Below are 15152 nucleotides of genomic sequence, written 5' to 3'. Positions count from 1 at the left end.
ATAACGGCCGTTTTGTCCGCCCGCCCCGCTCTTCCAGACATGCTTCCCGGAGTTTTCCCATGACGGCCCATGCCGACCTTTCGCCGACCCTTCAACTTGCCATCGACCTGATCCGTCGTCCCTCGGTCACGCCGATCGACGCCGATTGCCAGAAGCTGATGATGCAGCGCCTGGGCGACGCCGGTTTTGCGCTGGAGCCGATGCGCATCGAGGACGTGGACAACTTCTGGGCCACCCATGGCAAGCATGACGGCCCGGTGCTGTGCTTCGCCGGCCACACCGACGTGGTCCCCACCGGTCCGGTGCAAGCCTGGCAGAACGACCCGTTCGACGCATTGATCGACGAAAACGGCATGCTCTGCGGGCGTGGCGCGGCCGACATGAAGGGCAGCCTGGCCGCCATGCTGGTGGCGGCCGAGCGCTTCGTCAGCGACTACCCGGACCACAAGGGCTCGGTCGCGTTCCTGATCACCAGCGATGAGGAAGGCCCGGCACACCATGGCACCAAGGCCGTGATCGAACGCCTGGCCGCGCGCAAGGAGCGCCTGGACTGGTGCATCGTCGGCGAACCGTCGAGCACTACCCTGGTGGGTGACGTGGTCAAGAACGGCCGTCGCGGCTCCCTCGGTGCCACCCTGACCGTGCGCGGCGTGCAGGGCCATGTGGCCTACCCGCACCTGGCGAAGAACCCGATCCACCTGGCCGCGCCGGCCCTGGCCGAACTGGCCGCCGAGCACTGGGACAACGGCAACGCCTTCTTCCCGCCGACCAGCTTCCAGATCTCCAACCTCAACTCTGGCACCGGCGCCACCAACGTGATTCCGGGTGACCTGACGGCGGTGTTCAACTTCCGTTTTTCCACCGAATCCACGGTCGAAGGCCTGCAACAGCGCGTTGCGGCGATTCTCGACAAGCATGGCCTGGACTGGCATGTGGAGTGGGCGCTGTCTGGCCTGCCGTTCCTCACCGAGCCGGGCGCGTTGCTCGATGCGGTGTCGGCCAGCATCAAGGCGATCACCGGGCGTGAGACCCAGGCCTCCACCAGTGGCGGCACCTCCGATGGGCGCTTCATTGCGACCCTCGGCACCCAGGTGGTCGAGTTGGGCCCGGTGAACGCGACGATCCACCAGGTCAACGAGCGGATCCTGGCCAGCGACCTCGACGTGCTGACCGAAATCTATTACCAGACCCTGATCAAGTTGCTCGCCTGATGCTGGCCTGCCCGATTTGCAGCGCCCCGCTCAACGCGGTGGACAATGGCGTGGCGTGCCCGGCCGGGCACCGTTTCGACCGCGCGCGCCAGGGCTACCTGAACCTGCTGCCGGTGCAGCACAAGAACAGCCGCGACCCGGGCGACAACCTGGCGATGGTCGAGGCGCGCCGTGACTTTCTCAACGCCGGGCACTACGCCCCGGTGGCCAGGCGCCTGGCCGAGCTGGCCGCCGAACGCGCACCGCAGCGCTGGGTGGACATCGGTTGCGGCGAGGGTTACTACACCGCGCAAATCGCCGCGGCCCTGCCCCATGCCGATGGCTACGCCCTGGACATTTCCAAGGAAGCGGTCAAGCGCGCGTGCAAACGCGACCCGACGCTGACCTGGTTGATCGCCAGCATGGCCCGCGTGCCGTTGGCCGACGCCAGCTGCCAGTTCCTCGCCAGTGTGTTCAGCCCGTTGGATTGGCAAGAGGCCAAGCGCCTGCTCAGTCCCGGCGGCGGCCTGATGAAGGTCGGCCCGACCAGCGGCCACCTGATGGAACTGCGCGAGCGCCTGTACGACGAAGTGCGCGAGTACACCGACGACAAGCACCTGGCCCTGGTGCCGGACGGCATGAGCCTGGCCCACAGTGAAACCCTGGAGTTCAAGTTAAGCCTGGCCGAGCCCCAGGACCGCGCCAACCTGCTGGCCATGACCCCCCACGGCTGGCGCGCCAGTGCCGAACGCCGTGCCGAGGTGATCGAGGCGGCCGAGCCGCTGCTGGTCACGGTATCGATGCGCTACGATTATTTCGTGCTTCAATAACCGACTTTTAACCATCCGCGAATGGATTTTCGAATCCCGCAACGAGGAATATCCATGCGCCAACCCGATATCGAGATTTACCTGAAGGACGCCGACGTCGACTACAAGGCCATCGCCGCCTGGCTGGGCGCTGCCCTGGGCCCTTGCAGCGACTGGGTCCAGCGTGGCCAGACCTACAAGTGCAAGGCCGGCAATGTGCCGGTCACCTGGCTGCCGAAAGCCGTAGGCAAGTGGAACAGCCTGTACCTGGAAAGTGACCAGACGCCGTGGGAAGACGACATTGCCTGCGCCCGCGCTGCGTTTGCTGCGCTGAACGTGGAAGTGCGCTGCGCACCGGGGAGCTGGGTCGAGGAAGAAGGTGAGGAAAGCGCCGACACCTGGATTCGCATCAGCGCGGACGGTGAAGAGCAGATCACCTGGAAAACTGCCTGAGCCTGAACTGTTAACCCAATCAAATGTGGGAGGGGGCTTGCCCCCGATAGCGGTGTATCAGCCAATGTATTCAGTGACTGACACTCTGCCATCGGGAGCAAGCCCCCTCCCACATGGGTTCAGTGGTGAACTTACAGACCGACCACATCCTCCGCCTGCAACCCCTTCTCGCCGCTTACCACGGCGTATTCCACCTGCTGGCCCTCGGCCAACGAACGGTGGCCGTCGCCGCGAATGGCGCGGTAGTGCACAAACACATCCTTGCCATCTTCACGCTGGATAAAGCCATAGCCCTTGGCGTCGTTGAACCACTTCACATTGCCTGTCTCGCGCGTTGCCATCTGTTCACTCCCACTTGATTGTTATTGTTGAGCCGATCGCGTTGAACTGCCGAGTATAAGACAGGCTCAAAAACGATCAACTCAAGTTTACATCGCTGCTTTTTTGCCGATTTTCGGCGAATACGGCACACTACCCGCCCGAGCGCCTGCTCGGTTTTTCCCACTTGAAGCAGCTCGCCTATGACCCGCTCCCCGTTCCGCCGTCTGGTGTTTGGCACCTTGCGCCGACTGTTGTACCTCTGGGTTCGCTCGGAGACGATCAACCAGTCGTCCCTTACCCTCAACCTGGACCGCAGCCGGCCGGTGTTTTACGTCCTGCAATCGCCCTCCCTCACCGAATTGGCCGTGGTCGATGCCGAGTGCACCAAGGCCGGCCTGCCGCGCCCGGTACTGCCGGTATCGGTAGGCCCGCTGATGGAACCCGCGGCGTTCTTCTACCTCACGCCCGAGCCGGACTGGCTGGGGCGCCAGGACAAGCGCGGCGCGCCGCCGACCCTGACCCGCCTGGTCAACACCCTCAGCGAACACGCCGAAGAGAATGCACAAATCATTCCGGTCAGCGTGTTCTGGGGACAAACCCCTGCGAGCGAGTCCAGCCCGTGGAAACTGCTGTTTGCCGACAGCTGGGCGGTCACCGGGCGTCTGCGCCGGTTGTTGAGCATCCTGATCCTGGGGCGCAAGACCCGCGTGCAATTCTCCGCGCCCATCAACCTGCGTGAATTGATCGAGCACAATAAAGGCCACGAACGCACCGTGCGCATGGCCCAACGCATCCTGCGCGTGCACTTTCGTAACCTGAAGACGGCGGTGATCGGCCCCGATTTGTCCCACCGGCGCAATCTGGTGAAAGGCCTGGTCAACATGCCGCTGGTGCGCCAGGCCATCCTTGACGAAGCCGAGCGGGAAAAAATCAGCCCGGAAAAAGCCAAGGCCCTGGCCCTGCGCTACGGCAACGAGATCGCCTCGGACTACACCTACACCGCGATCCGCTTCCTGGAAGTGGTGTTGAGCTGGTTCTGGAACAAGATCTACGACGGCATCAAGGTCAATAACATCGAGGGCGTGCAACAGGTTGCCCAGGGCTACGAGGTGATTTATGTGCCTTGCCACCGCAGCCATATCGACTACCTGCTGCTGTCCTACCTGCTGTTCAAGAACGGCCTGACCCCGCCGCATATCGCCGCCGGCATCAACCTGAACATGCCGGTGATCGGCAGCCTGTTGCGCCGTGGCGGTGCGTTTTTCATGCGCCGCACCTTCAAGGGCAACCCGCTGTACACCTCGGTGTTCAACGAATACCTGCACACCTTGTTCACCAAGGGCTTCCCGGTGGAGTACTTCGTCGAAGGCGGACGCTCGCGCACCGGCCGCATGCTGCAGCCGAAGACCGGGATGCTGGCGATTACGCTGCGCAGTTTCCTGCGCTCCTCGCGCATGCCGATCGTGTTCGTGCCGGTGTATATCGGCTATGAGCGCGTGCTCGAAGGCCGCACCTACCTCGGTGAGCTGCGGGGTGCGAGCAAGAAGAAAGAGTCGATCTTCGATATTTTCAAAGTGGTCGGCGCGCTCAAGCAGCGCTTTGGCCAGGTCGCGGTCAACTTCGGCGAGCCGATCAAGCTGGCCGAGTTCCTCGACGCCGAGCAACCGGACTGGCGCACCCAGGAACTGGGCCCGAACTACAAACCGGCCTGGCTCAACGAAACCACCAACCGCCTCGGCGAACAGGTGGCCCGCCACTTGAACGAAGCGGCCGCCGTGAACCCGGTGAACCTGGTGGCCCTGGCGCTGCTGTCGACCACGCGCCTGGCCCTGGATGAACAGGCCATGGCCCGCCAGTTGGACCTGTACCTGGCGCTGCTGCGCCGCGTGCCTTATTCGCCCCACACCACCTTGCCCGAAGGCGACGGCCTGGCGCTGATCAAGCACGTCAAGGACATGGACCTGCTGTCGGAACAGAGCGATGCCTTGGGCAAGATTCTGTACCTGGACGAGCAGAACGCCGTCCTGATGACCTACTACCGCAACAACGTGCTGCACATCTTCGCCCTGCCGGCGCTGCTGGCCAGCTTCTTCCAGAGCAGCTCACGGATGAGCCGCGAGCAGATCCTGCGCTATACCCACGCGCTGTACCCGTACCTGCAATCGGAGCTGTTTATCCGCTGGTCGCTGGAAGAGCTGGATACGGTGGTCGATCAATGGCTGGACGCGTTCGTCGAACAGGGCCTGCTGCGCTTCGAAAACAACGTGTACCTGCGCCCCGCACCGAGCTCGCGGCACTTCGTGCTGCTGACCCTGCTGTCCAAGACCATCGCCCAGACCCTGCAACGCTTCTACATGGCGATCTCGCTGCTGCTCAACAGCGGCCAGAACAGCATCAGCGCCGAAGAACTGGAAGACCTGTGCACGATCATGGCCCAGCGCCTGTCGATCCTGCATGGCCTCAACGCCCCGGAATTCTTCGACAAGAGCCTTTTCCGACATTTCATCCAGACCTTGCTGGAACAAGATGTGCTGCGCCGCGACGAGGCCGGCAAGTTGAGCTACCACGACCTGCTCGGCGAACTGGCCGAAGGTGCGGCCAAGCGCGTGTTGCCCGCGGAGATTCGCCTGTCGATCCGCCAGGTGGCCTTGCACCGTGTGGATGGCGCAGCCGAAGCGCCGGTGGAAGCGGAAGAAACACGCTAGATTGAACAAGGCGCCAGTTGGATGCTGGCGCCGTTGAAAAGGAGCTGCACCATGAAAAAAATCATTCTCCTGGGTCTCACCGCCCTGCTCGGAGCCTGCCAATCCATGCATCCAGCGCCCAAGGCCAGCCTCGACGGCGAGGTGTTCTACCTGCAACGCATTGCCCTGCCGCCCGCCGCCACCTTGAGCGTGAGCCTGCAGGACGTGTCCCTGGCGGATGCGCCCGCGGTGACGCTGGCCGAGCAGAAAGGCCCGGTCAAAGGCCAGGTGCCGCTGCCGTTTCACCTGACCTACGACCCCGCACAGGTCAAGCCGGGCCACAGTTATTCGGTGAGCGCTCGCATCGAGCTGGACGGCAAGCTACTGTTTATCACCACCGAACGGCACACGGTGCAGCTCAACGGCCAGGATCCACAGCCGCTGCGCGTGCGCGTGAACGCCGTAGCACCCTGAACTCGAACATAAGGAAGCGCCCATGCTCCGCAACTCCCTTCGCCTCACTGCCCTGTGTGCCGGCCTGCTGCTCGGCGCCAATGCCGTGGCCCTGGACCTCAGTAGCCTGTCCCAGGGCGACGCCAGCGGCGGCCTCAAGGACGCCCTGACCCAAGGCGCACAGATCGCCGTGAAACAACTGGGTGTACCCGGTGGTTTCAGCAACAACCCTGAAGTGAAGATCGGCCTGCCGGGCAAGCTGGGCAAAGTCGCCGACAAGCTGAAAATGTTCGGCATGGGTGACCAGGTCACGCAGTTGGAAGACAGCATGAACAAAGCCGCTGAAACCGCCGTGACCCAGGCCCAGCCGATCCTGGTCAACGCGGTGAAGAACATGAGCGTGACCGACGCCAAGGGCATCCTCAGCGGCGGCCAGGACTCCGCCACCCAGTACCTGAACAAGAGCAGTCGCGAACAGATCCGCGCCAAGTTCCTGCCGATCGTCAAGGCCGCCACCGACAAGGTGGGCGTGGCCCAGCAGTACAACGCCCTCGCAGGCAAGGCCGCCGCGTTTGGCGCCGTGGATGCCAAGAGCGCCAACGTCGAAAGCTACGTGACCGAACAGGCGCTGGATGGTTTGTTCAAGATGATTGCGCAGCAGGAAGAGACGATTCGCAAGAACCCGGCGGCGGCGGCCACCAGTCTGGCGAAGAAGGTGTTTGGCGCCTTGTAATAGCTATGATGCCCACGTTTCAGCGAGACGTGGGCATCGGGAAGCCGCTCAATGAGAAGTCTTTAACCAGTTCTTTTGTATTTCTGCTTGGTCTCGCATTGAAAAGAACCATTCGCGGCCAACCTTCTTTTTGACAAATATATTCAAGTCGACAAGACCGTTCAGCACGGCCGATGCCGTATTGTAAGAACAGCCTAGATTTTCCTTCACATTGACGGCTGTGAACTGTTTGGCGGTACCGCTCTTGGCGACCTGAAATACCGTCTTTTGTTTCTCATTCAGTTCCTTATAAAGTCCTGACTCCCACAACCAACGCTCAAACGCCTCGGCCTCTCGGACACTTATCTCGTAAGACTGCTTAAATCCATCAACTGCGCGTTGCACGATGGAGCACTGATAGTCGATAAAGTAAGTCAGATCGAGTTCATCCGTCTCCGTATACAGATAAGACATACCGTATTGAACAGCCGCATTCTTCAGCAAGACACTGATGGAGATATACCTGAATGCCGCGTAATCGCTTTTAAACATGAACCAATAAAACAACGCACGCGCAACACGACCATTGCCATCCCGAAAGGGATGCTCGTAACCCAAGGCAAAGTGCAGAGAAATGCCTTTGATCAGTGGATGCAGGTAGCGGGTGGCCGTAGCATCGTCGTGACAAGTATTGATCCAATCAGCCAACCGCTCCAGCCGAGTGATGATCCCCTCTGCGGGAGGTGGCGAATGCACAACATTGCCATCACCATCCTGGACAACCACCTCATCGTTTAAACGAAAGCTGCCAGGAGAATATTTATCATCGTCAATGCCCTGAACACCTACTTCGTGCATGTCCGCGATCAACTCCACACTTAGCGGCTCGTTTCTCTTATCCCAAGCGAAACGCATCATTCGGTAATTGCCGATGATCATTTTTTCATCTGGCGTTCTGGGCAGTCGCTCTCGCTTCAACATATCTTTTGCAACGAGCGTCGTGGTTGCCGCGCCCTCCAACTGGCTGCTACTGATGGCCTCATCTTCGATCAGGTCGTTGAGCAAATACTTTATATGAGCAGCCTTCCCGACCTTGCTGCTCATGTACTCAAGTGCGGCAGTCGAGGCATACCTGTCGACCGTGGAGACCACGCGTTGTGCGGTTGGCGTTAATACAAAGTTGCACCAGACCTCAGGCGTACCTACGGGCACTATTTGCTGATACAGACGGGAGCGCTCGGACTTTACGATCCCCCAGCATATCGCTGGATCCAAGTGCTGAGGAAAACGGTGGCGTAGCTGATCAAAGTGCAAATAGCGGCCCCGACTGTCTGTTGGCTGAGACAGCTTCATATAGTCAGATAGATGCTGAAGATGGGGCTCCTGGCCAATGAGAACAAAAACCCGTTCCGGCACCTTGGGTGGCAGTTTAATCATCAAAATCTCAATTTTTGATTTCTGAGACTTGAGTACAGCAGAAAACCCCACCTATCTCAATAACCACGAAAATTGAGACATGCCTTTCTTCAATGCAATACCGACTCAGCCAATCGCCCCACCGTCAACGTTGCAAAGCCCCCCATGGCCAGCGCCGTCGCACGGTTGATCTTCAAGGGTGTCAGCCAGGCTTTTTGCAGCCCTTCGAAGCGACTGCCGAATACGATCCACGCAGACCCTACCGGTATCACCACCAATGCCAGTGTGGCCATGAACCCGGCATAGCCTTGCCATGCGGCAAAGGTACCGGCCGGCGCAATGAACGACACGATCAACAGCCCCTTGGGGTTCATCAGCGTCAACCAGAAGAAACTCAACCCACTGAGGCGGTCACGGCCAGGGTCGACGGTGCTGTTTTTGCGTTGCCAGAGCTTGTACGAGACATACAGCAGGTATCCGGCCGCCGCCAATTGCGTGAACTTCGACGCCCAAGGCGAATAGGCCGCCAGGTAGAGCAGTGCAACACCCCATATCGAAACCTGAAGCACGTAAGCCAGGCACTCGACAAATGCCAACCACCAGGACGCACGATAGCCAAACAATACGCCGGCACGAAACAGCAAGGTATTGGTGGGACCGGGGGCGAGCAGTAGCAACATCAGGGCTGGAATGCAAGCGAACATGCAGGTTTTCCTCAAGAGTGACGACCCAAAGTCGTTCCACCCATCGAAACTGACGCGTCAACATGGATGGCCCGGCGACAGTGGCCAACATCAAACCCGCGAAGTCTACTGCAAGTACCCGCAAGATGCCCTCACCGGGAGGGCATGCAGATTCGTTCCAGCGGTTAAACCAGATAACTACAGGAAAGCGCCCACGACAAAAGTCGTCGTTGTTGCCACGCCATAACCAATACTCATGGGCGGCTCGGCCGAACGCATTGAACAAGGGAGTGGCCTCGTGGGACTGGGCTCAGGCCAGCAAGGGCTAGGCGGTTTTGCGTAGCAAGGCCGGGGCGGCGGCGGGCAAGGCCGGGGTGGCGGCTCTTGCGGGCAAGGACCGCTTACCGGGGGTCTTTGAGGCATGCACAGCGCAGCAAAAAAGTTCTTGAGGGGGCAAAGAGACATAAAGTATTCCTTAAGTCCAAAGAGATGAGTCCATTTACCGTTGTCGTCAACAACTGACATCGACAAATCCATACCTGTGATCAGGTAGTCTCTAAGTGGCAGGAATGCAGGAAGCGTTCCCGGCTCCTGCCACCCGTTTCGACACTCAAATATTGGCCCTTACCCCTCTATGCCGCCTTCCGAACCTTGAACCACGCCGCGTAGAGCGCCGGCAAGAACAACAGGGTCAACGCCGTCGCCACGATCAAGCCGCCCATGATCGCCACTGCCATCGGCCCGAAGAACACGCTGCGTGACAGCGGGATCATCGCCAGCACCGCCGCCAGGGCGGTCAGCACAATCGGGCGGAAACGCCGTACGGTGGCTTCGATAATTGCCTGCCACGGCGCCAGGCCGGCCCTGATGTCCTGTTCGATCTGGTCCACCAGGATCACCGAGTTGCGCATGATCATCCCAGACAACGCGATGGTCCCGAGCATGGCCACGAAGCCGAAGGGCTGGCGGAACACCAGCAGGAACAGCGTCACGCCAATCAGGCCCAACGGCGCGGTCAGAAACACCATCGCCGTGCGTGAGAAGCTGCGCAGTTGCAGCATCAGCAAGGTCAGCACCACCACGATAAACAGCGGCACGCCGGCCTTCACCGAGTTCTGCCCGCGGGCGGAGTCTTCGACGGTGCCACCGACTTCCAGCAGGTAGCCATCCGGCAGTTCGGCGCGTACACCTTCAAGGGTTGGCAGGATTTGCTGGACCAACGTAGCCGGCTGTTCCTTGCCGTAGATATCGGCGCGCACCGTCACCGTCGGCAAGCGGTTGCGGTGCCAGATAATGCCCTCTTCAAAGCCGTATTCGAGGGTGGCGATCTGCGACAGGGCCACGCTTTTACCGTTGTCGGTCGGTACCGCCAGGCTGGGCAGCAGCGACAACTCAGTGCGCTCGTGGACGGTGCCGCGCAGGAGAATTTCGATCAACTCGTTGTCCTCCCGGTATTGACTGACGCTGGACCCGGTCAGTGAGCTTTGCAGGAATTTCGACAGGTTGGCGGTGCTGACGCCGAGGGCGCGGGCGCGGTCCTGGTCGATATTGAGGTAGACGATCTTGCTCGGCTCTTCCCAGTCCAGGTGCACATTGACCACATGGGTATTTTCGCGAACCTTGGCCGCGACTTTCCGCGCAAGAGCGCGGACTTCCTCGATGTGTTCGCCGGTTACGCGAAACTGCACCGGGTAGCCCACGGGCGGGCCGTTTTCCAGGCGGGTGACACGGGAGCGCAGGTCGGGGAATTGTTCGTTGAGGGTTTCGATCAGCCAGGTGCGCAGGCTCTCGCGGCCCTCGATGGTCTTAGCCAACACCACGAACTGCGCAAAACTGGCCGCTGGCAGTTGCTGGTCCAGGGGCAGGTAGAAACGCGGCGAACCGGTGCCGACGTAGGCCACATAGTTATCAATGCCGGCGTGTTCCTTGAGCAAGGCTTCCAGGCGCTTGACCTGGTCGGCGGTGTTGCTCAGGGAAGCGCCTTCAGCCAATTTCAGGTCGACCATCAGCTCCAGGCGGCCTGAGGCCGGGAAGAACTGTTGCGGCACAAAACGAAACAACGCCACCGAGCCGATAAACAGCAGCAACGTCAGGACAATCACGGTTTTGCGCCGACTCACGCACCACTCCACCAAACGTCTTACACGTTGGTAGAACGGCGTGCCGTAGGGATCCGGGCCATCGGTGCCATGTTTGGCCGCGTGAATCTTCGCCAGGTCCGGCAGGAGTTTTTCCCCCAGGTACGGCACAAACACCACGGCGGCGATCCATGAGGCGAGCAACGCGATCGTCACCACCTGGAAGATCGAGCGCGTGTATTCCCCTGTGCTCGACTGCGCGGTGGCAATCGGCAGGAAGCCGGCCGCCGTGATCAGCGTACCGGTGAGCATCGGGAAGGCGGTGCTGGTCCAGGCAAAACTGGCCGCCTTGAGCCGGTCGTAGCCCTGCTCCATTTTGATTGCCATCATTTCCACGGCAATGATCGCATCATCCACCAGCAACCCCAGGGCCAGCACCAACGCACCGAGGGAAATCTTGTGCAGGCCGATGCCGAGGTAATACATCGTGGCAAAGGTCATCGCCAGCACCAGCGGAATCGCCAGGGCTACGACCATGCCAGTGCGTATGCCGAGGGAGAAGAAACTCACCAGCAAGACAATCGCCAATGCCTCGGCCAACACCTGCACGAATTCGCCGACACCGGTTTTCACCGCTGCCGGTTGGTCTGACACCTTGCGCAGCTCCATGCCCGCCGGAAGGTTCTTTTGCAAACGTGCGAACTCGCCTTCGAGGGCCTTGCCCAGCACCAGGATATCGCCACCGTCGCGCATGGCCACGGCCAGTCCGATAGCATCCGCCCCCATGTAACGCATGCGCGGCGCCGGTGGATCGTTGAAGCCGCGGTGAATATCGGCAACATCACCGATGCGGAAGGTTCGATCAGCGACACGAATAGGAAAGTCGCGGATTTCTTCCACCGTCTTGAAGTTGCCCGACACACGCAGTTGCACACGCTCGCTCGGGGTTTCAAAGAAGCCGGCAGTGGACACCGCGTTCTGCTCCTGCAACGCCTGCTGCACAGCGGCCAACGGCAGGCCAAGGGTGGCGAGCTTGAGGTTGGACAGCTCGATCCAGATCTTCTCATCCTGTAGGCCAAGTAACTCGACCTTGCCCACATCCGCCACCCGTTGCAGCTGAATCTGGATGCGGTCGGCGTAGTCCTTGAGCACGGCATAGTCGAAGCCGTCGCCGGTCAGGGCGTAGATATTGCCGAAGGTGGTACCGAACTCGTCGTTGAAAAACGGCCCCTGGATATCCGGCGGCAAGGTCTGCCGGATGTCGCTGATCTTCTTGCGCACCTGGTACCACAACTCAGGAATCTGCACAGAGTGCATGGAGTCGCGCGCAATGAAGGTGACGGTGGACTCACCCGGGCGAGAGAACGAGACAATGCGCTCGTATTCGCCGGTCTCCATCAGTTTTTTCTCGATACGCTCGGTGACCTGGCGCGAGACTTCCTGGGCCGTAGCGCCGGGCCAGTTGGTCTTGATCACCATGGCCTTGAAGGTGAACGGTGGATCTTCGCTTTGCCCCAGCTTGGTGTAGGACAAGGTGCCGACCACAGCCAGCAGGATCATCAGGAACAGTACGATCTGGCGGTTACGCAACGCCCATTCGGAAAGATTGAAAGCCATTGGGGACTACTCCTTGGCCGCCAGGTTCACTATACGGTTGGAGCCATCCACCGCGCGCACTTGCTGGCCCTCGTGGAGCACATGCACGCCGGCTGCGACCACCCAGTCGTTGGGGGTCAAGCCTTCCAGCACCGGTACGGTTTTTTCGCCAAAGGCGCCGATGCGTACCGGCGTGCGCTTGAGGGTGTTGTCCGGCTGTACACGCCAGACGTAGGACGCACCGTTCTCCGCACTCAGGGCAGACAGCGGTACCGACAGCGGAACAACGCCGTCGGCCTGTATGAATACGCGAGCGCTTTGCCCCAGTTCCGCCGGGACTGTGCCGCCGGTGAAGGCAACGCGAGCGGCGAAGGTGCGCGATTTTGGATCAGCCGCAGGCGACAGTTCACGGATGCGCCCGGTGAAACGCTGGCCCGGCTGGCTCCACAATTCCACCGCGACCGGTTGACCGATCTTGAAGCGACCAAACCCTTGTTCGGGCAGGCTGATAAGCACTTCGCGCTCGCCATCGGTGGCCAGGGTGAACACGGTCTGGCCAGCGGAGACCACTTGGCCGACTTCCACCGCGCGCTTGGCCACGACGCCATCCTGGGGGGCGCGCAATACGGCGTAACCGGCCTGGTTACTGGCCACGTCGAACTCGGCCTTGATCTGCTTGAGGCGCGCTTCGCCGGAACGGTAAAGGTTTTCGGAATTGTCGTACTGGGAACGGCTGACCATCTGACGGTCCATCAGGGTCTTGTAGCGATCACGCTCAGCGCGCACCAGGCGCAGGTTGGCCTCAGCAGCGGCGACCTGGGCACGGGCGGCCTCCAGTTGCAGGCGCACATCCTGAGGGTCAAGTTCCGCCAGCGCCTGGTTGGTCTTGACCCGCTCGCCCTCCTCCACCAGACGCTTGCTGACTTTGCCACCGATGCGAAAGGCCAGGTCCGGCTCATAGCGCGCGCGTACCTCACCGGGGTAGCTGTCCGTCGACTGCGCCGAGGGTTGCGGCTGCACCACCATGGCCGGGCGGACGGTGGTCTGGACCGCTTCTTCCTGGCCGCAGGCGGCCAACAGGAAGACCAGGCAGACAGGCAACGCAAAGGGCAGGAAAGTGCTGCGCATGCTGAAGGACCTTTCGCAAATGGAGCTAGGAATAATTATACTGGCCGGTATGTTATTAATACCAAACTCGCCAGTCCAGTATTAAAGGTGAAAATGTCCGACAATCGTGTAAGCACCAATAGCCCCGGGCGTCCCAAGGACATGGCAAAACGCCAGGCAATCCTCTCGGCAGCAAAAACCCTGTTCTTGAGCAATGGCTACGCCAGCACCAGCATGGATGCCGTGGCCCTTGAGGCCGGCGTGTCGAAACTGACCGTCTACAGCCACTTCACCGACAAAGAAACCTTGTTCACCGCCGCCGTGGTGGCCAAGTGCGAGGAACAGTTGCCGGTGATGTACTTCGAACTGCCCGAAGGCATGCCGGTGGAAACGGTATTGTTGAATATCGCGCGGGGGTTCCATCGGCTGATCAACAGTGAAGAGTCGGTAAACCTGCATCGCCTGATGATGACCACCGGCAATCAGGACGTGAAACTCTCACAGATCTTCTTCGAAGCCGGGCCCATGCGCATGCTCCAGGGCATGGAGCGCCTGCTCGGCAAGATCGACCAGAGCGGCGCGCTGAGCATCGACAGACCGCTTACGGCAGCCGAGCACTTCTTCTGCCTGCTCAAGGGCACCGCGAACTTCTGCCTGCTGTATGGCTGCGGCGGGCAACTGAGTGAGGAAGCCGCCGAAGCCCATGTGCAGGAGGTGGTGGGGTTGTTTATGCGGGCCTATAGGAGAGATGCGGCTGCAAGTGGTTAGCTGCAAGCAGCAAGTGAAAAGCGCTTTTGCTTGCAGCTTGTGGCTTAAGACTTGAGCGCTTTCTTGGGATAAATGTCATACCGGCTGGACTTGCCATCCAGCGCATGGCTCGGCTTGGGCCCCTCGATGCAGGGCGCCTTGCGCGGGCGCTTGACCACCACACGGTGGCTGGCCAGGGCCAGGGCGGCGGCCAGCAACGCCGGTGCGTCCGGATCATCCCCCACCAGCGGCCGGAACAGGCGCATTTCTTTCTTCACCAGGGCGGTTTTCTCACGGTGAGGGAACATCGGATCGAGGTAGATCACCTGGGGCGGCTCCCCTTGCCAATGGAGCATCACGTCAATGGAGTTGCCCTTGAGCAGCTTCATGCGCGCCACGATGGGCGCCACGTCGAAATCCTCCGCGCCGCGTGCCAGGCCATCTTCGAGCAGGGCGCCAATCAGCGGTTGGCGCTCGATCAGGCTCATCTCGCAGCCCAGGCTGGCCAGCACGAACGCGTCCTTGCCCAGACCCGCCGTGGCGTCCAGCACACGGGGACGCACGCCTTGGGCAATGCCCACGGCCTTGGCGATCATCTGTCCGCTGCCGCCGCCATACAGCCGACGGTGAGCCGCGCCGCCTTCGACGAAGTCCACCCGCACCGGCCCCGGCGCGTCGGGACCAAGCTGTTGCAGTTGCAGGCCATGCTCACCTACCTGCAGGGAAAAATCCGCCTCCGCAAGCTGTAAAGGCAAGCCGAGCTGTTCAGCCCACTGCTCGGCCCGGGCCTGGAAACCTTCGCCCAAGGCCTCGACCTGGATGCGGCTGGCCGCTGGTTGTTCGCTCATCAATCGCTACGCTCAAAAATATTAAGGATCGGCAAACAACGGCCGATAAAAACAA

General features: G+C 60.8%; 13 protein-coding genes. 7 read left to right on the top strand and 6 right to left on the bottom strand.

The genetic code is table 11. The features are described from left to right. The first annotated feature begins 59 nt into the window (after nucleotides 1-59). The 3 genes from dapE to BLQ09_RS09610 are packed head-to-tail and all read left to right on the top strand — an operon-like array spanning nucleotide 60 to nucleotide 2452. Nucleotides 60-1211: a succinyl-diaminopimelate desuccinylase gene (gene dapE, locus BLQ09_RS09620; protein ID WP_027604490.1), complete on the top strand. Its 1152-nt coding sequence runs from the start codon at nucleotides 60-62 to the stop codon at nucleotides 1209-1211. After that, nucleotides 1211-2020: a putative RNA methyltransferase gene (locus BLQ09_RS09615; RefSeq protein WP_092356452.1), complete on the top strand. Its 810-nt coding sequence runs from the start codon at nucleotides 1211-1213 to the stop codon at nucleotides 2018-2020. The genes dapE and BLQ09_RS09615 overlap by 1 nt, the downstream gene beginning before the upstream one ends. A 54-nt stretch (nucleotides 2021-2074) precedes the next feature. Then, nucleotides 2075-2452 (top strand): hypothetical protein, encoded by a 378-nt coding sequence (locus BLQ09_RS09610; protein ID WP_065948851.1) that lies wholly within the window; start codon nucleotides 2075-2077, stop codon nucleotides 2450-2452. Between the two features lie 131 nt (nucleotides 2453-2583). Here the strand turns inward: BLQ09_RS09610 and BLQ09_RS09605 are convergent, their stop codons facing one another. Continuing rightward, nucleotides 2584-2793, bottom strand: a complete 210-nt coding sequence (locus BLQ09_RS09605; protein WP_017529713.1) for a cold shock domain-containing protein — start codon at nucleotides 2791-2793, stop codon at nucleotides 2584-2586. A gap of 180 nt (nucleotides 2794-2973) precedes the next feature. Between BLQ09_RS09605 and plsB the strand changes: the two genes are divergently transcribed. From plsB to BLQ09_RS09590, 3 genes are read left to right on the top strand one after another with little or no spacing between them, the layout of a single operon-like run. After that, complete coding sequence (plsB, locus tag BLQ09_RS09600) at nucleotides 2974-5478, top strand: glycerol-3-phosphate 1-O-acyltransferase PlsB (RefSeq protein WP_027604493.1); 2505 nt, start codon at nucleotides 2974-2976, stop codon at nucleotides 5476-5478. Nucleotides 5479-5529: 51 nt separating this feature from the next. Beyond that, nucleotides 5530-5931, top strand: a complete 402-nt coding sequence (locus tag BLQ09_RS09595; protein ID WP_027604494.1) for a YbaY family lipoprotein — start codon at nucleotides 5530-5532, stop codon at nucleotides 5929-5931. A 22-nt stretch (nucleotides 5932-5953) separates the two neighbouring features. Continuing rightward, nucleotides 5954-6643, top strand: a complete 690-nt coding sequence (locus BLQ09_RS09590; protein ID WP_092356449.1) for a DUF4197 domain-containing protein — start codon at nucleotides 5954-5956, stop codon at nucleotides 6641-6643. 48 nt (nucleotides 6644-6691) lie between these two features. Here the strand turns inward: BLQ09_RS09590 and BLQ09_RS09585 are convergent, their stop codons facing one another. The 4 genes from BLQ09_RS09585 to BLQ09_RS09565 form a co-directional block, all read right to left on the bottom strand. Then, nucleotides 6692-8056, bottom strand: coding sequence for a Fic family protein (locus tag BLQ09_RS09585; protein ID WP_371914499.1), 1365 nt, complete (start codon nucleotides 8054-8056; stop codon nucleotides 6692-6694). 92 nt (nucleotides 8057-8148) lie between these two features. Beyond that, the gene (locus tag BLQ09_RS09580; protein ID WP_092356443.1) at nucleotides 8149-8742 is read right to left on the bottom strand and encodes a LysE family translocator; all 594 of its coding nucleotides are present in this window, start codon (nucleotides 8740-8742) and stop codon (nucleotides 8149-8151) included. 611 nt (nucleotides 8743-9353) lie between these two features. After that, nucleotides 9354-12416 (bottom strand): efflux RND transporter permease subunit, encoded by a 3063-nt coding sequence (locus BLQ09_RS09570; RefSeq protein WP_027604498.1) that lies wholly within the window; start codon nucleotides 12414-12416, stop codon nucleotides 9354-9356. A 6-nt stretch (nucleotides 12417-12422) separates the two neighbouring features. Next, complete coding sequence (locus tag BLQ09_RS09565) at nucleotides 12423-13523, bottom strand: efflux RND transporter periplasmic adaptor subunit (RefSeq protein WP_092356439.1); 1101 nt, start codon at nucleotides 13521-13523, stop codon at nucleotides 12423-12425. A 93-nt stretch (nucleotides 13524-13616) separates the two neighbouring features. On the opposite strand from BLQ09_RS09565, the gene BLQ09_RS09560 reads away from it, so the two are divergent. Continuing rightward, nucleotides 13617-14270: a TetR/AcrR family transcriptional regulator gene (locus BLQ09_RS09560; RefSeq protein ID WP_027604500.1), complete on the top strand. Its 654-nt coding sequence runs from the start codon at nucleotides 13617-13619 to the stop codon at nucleotides 14268-14270. 44 nt (nucleotides 14271-14314) lie between these two features. Here BLQ09_RS09560 and BLQ09_RS09555 read toward each other — a convergent pair whose 3' ends face one another. Then, nucleotides 14315-15097: a class I SAM-dependent methyltransferase gene (locus BLQ09_RS09555; RefSeq protein WP_092356436.1), complete on the bottom strand. Its 783-nt coding sequence runs from the start codon at nucleotides 15095-15097 to the stop codon at nucleotides 14315-14317. Between the last annotated feature and the right edge of the window lie 55 nt (nucleotides 15098-15152).

This window comes from Pseudomonas sp. NFACC25, from assembly GCF_900100935.1.
GTDB classification, from domain to species: Bacteria; Pseudomonadota; Gammaproteobacteria; order Pseudomonadales; family Pseudomonadaceae; genus Aquipseudomonas; species Aquipseudomonas marginalis.
This window is presented reverse-complemented; position numbering and strand designations above follow the sequence as displayed.

What these genes read in the sequence shown, in the direction of transcription:
- dapE (WP_027604490.1), top strand. Translation starts at nt 60, where the DNA reads ATGACGGCCCATGCCGACCTTTCGCCGACCCTTCAACTTGCCATCGAC.
- BLQ09_RS09615 (WP_092356452.1), top strand. Translation starts at nt 1,211, where the DNA reads ATGCTGGCCTGCCCGATTTGCAGCGCCCCGCTCAACGCGGTGGACAAT.
- BLQ09_RS09610 (WP_065948851.1), top strand. Translation starts at nt 2,075, where the DNA reads ATGCGCCAACCCGATATCGAGATTTACCTGAAGGACGCCGACGTCGAC.
- BLQ09_RS09605 (WP_017529713.1), bottom strand. Translation starts at nt 2,793, where the DNA reads ATGGCAACGCGCGAGACAGGCAATGTGAAGTGGTTCAACGACGCCAAG.
- plsB (WP_027604493.1), top strand. Translation starts at nt 2,974, where the DNA reads ATGACCCGCTCCCCGTTCCGCCGTCTGGTGTTTGGCACCTTGCGCCGA.
- BLQ09_RS09595 (WP_027604494.1), top strand. Translation starts at nt 5,530, where the DNA reads ATGAAAAAAATCATTCTCCTGGGTCTCACCGCCCTGCTCGGAGCCTGC.
- BLQ09_RS09590 (WP_092356449.1), top strand. Translation starts at nt 5,954, where the DNA reads ATGCTCCGCAACTCCCTTCGCCTCACTGCCCTGTGTGCCGGCCTGCTG.
- BLQ09_RS09580 (WP_092356443.1), bottom strand. Translation starts at nt 8,742, where the DNA reads ATGTTCGCTTGCATTCCAGCCCTGATGTTGCTACTGCTCGCCCCCGGT.
- BLQ09_RS09570 (WP_027604498.1), bottom strand. Translation starts at nt 12,416, where the DNA reads ATGGCTTTCAATCTTTCCGAATGGGCGTTGCGTAACCGCCAGATCGTA.
- BLQ09_RS09565 (WP_092356439.1), bottom strand. Translation starts at nt 13,523, where the DNA reads ATGCGCAGCACTTTCCTGCCCTTTGCGTTGCCTGTCTGCCTGGTCTTC.
- BLQ09_RS09560 (WP_027604500.1), top strand. Translation starts at nt 13,617, where the DNA reads ATGTCCGACAATCGTGTAAGCACCAATAGCCCCGGGCGTCCCAAGGAC.
- BLQ09_RS09555 (WP_092356436.1), bottom strand. Translation starts at nt 15,097, where the DNA reads ATGAGCGAACAACCAGCGGCCAGCCGCATCCAGGTCGAGGCCTTGGGC.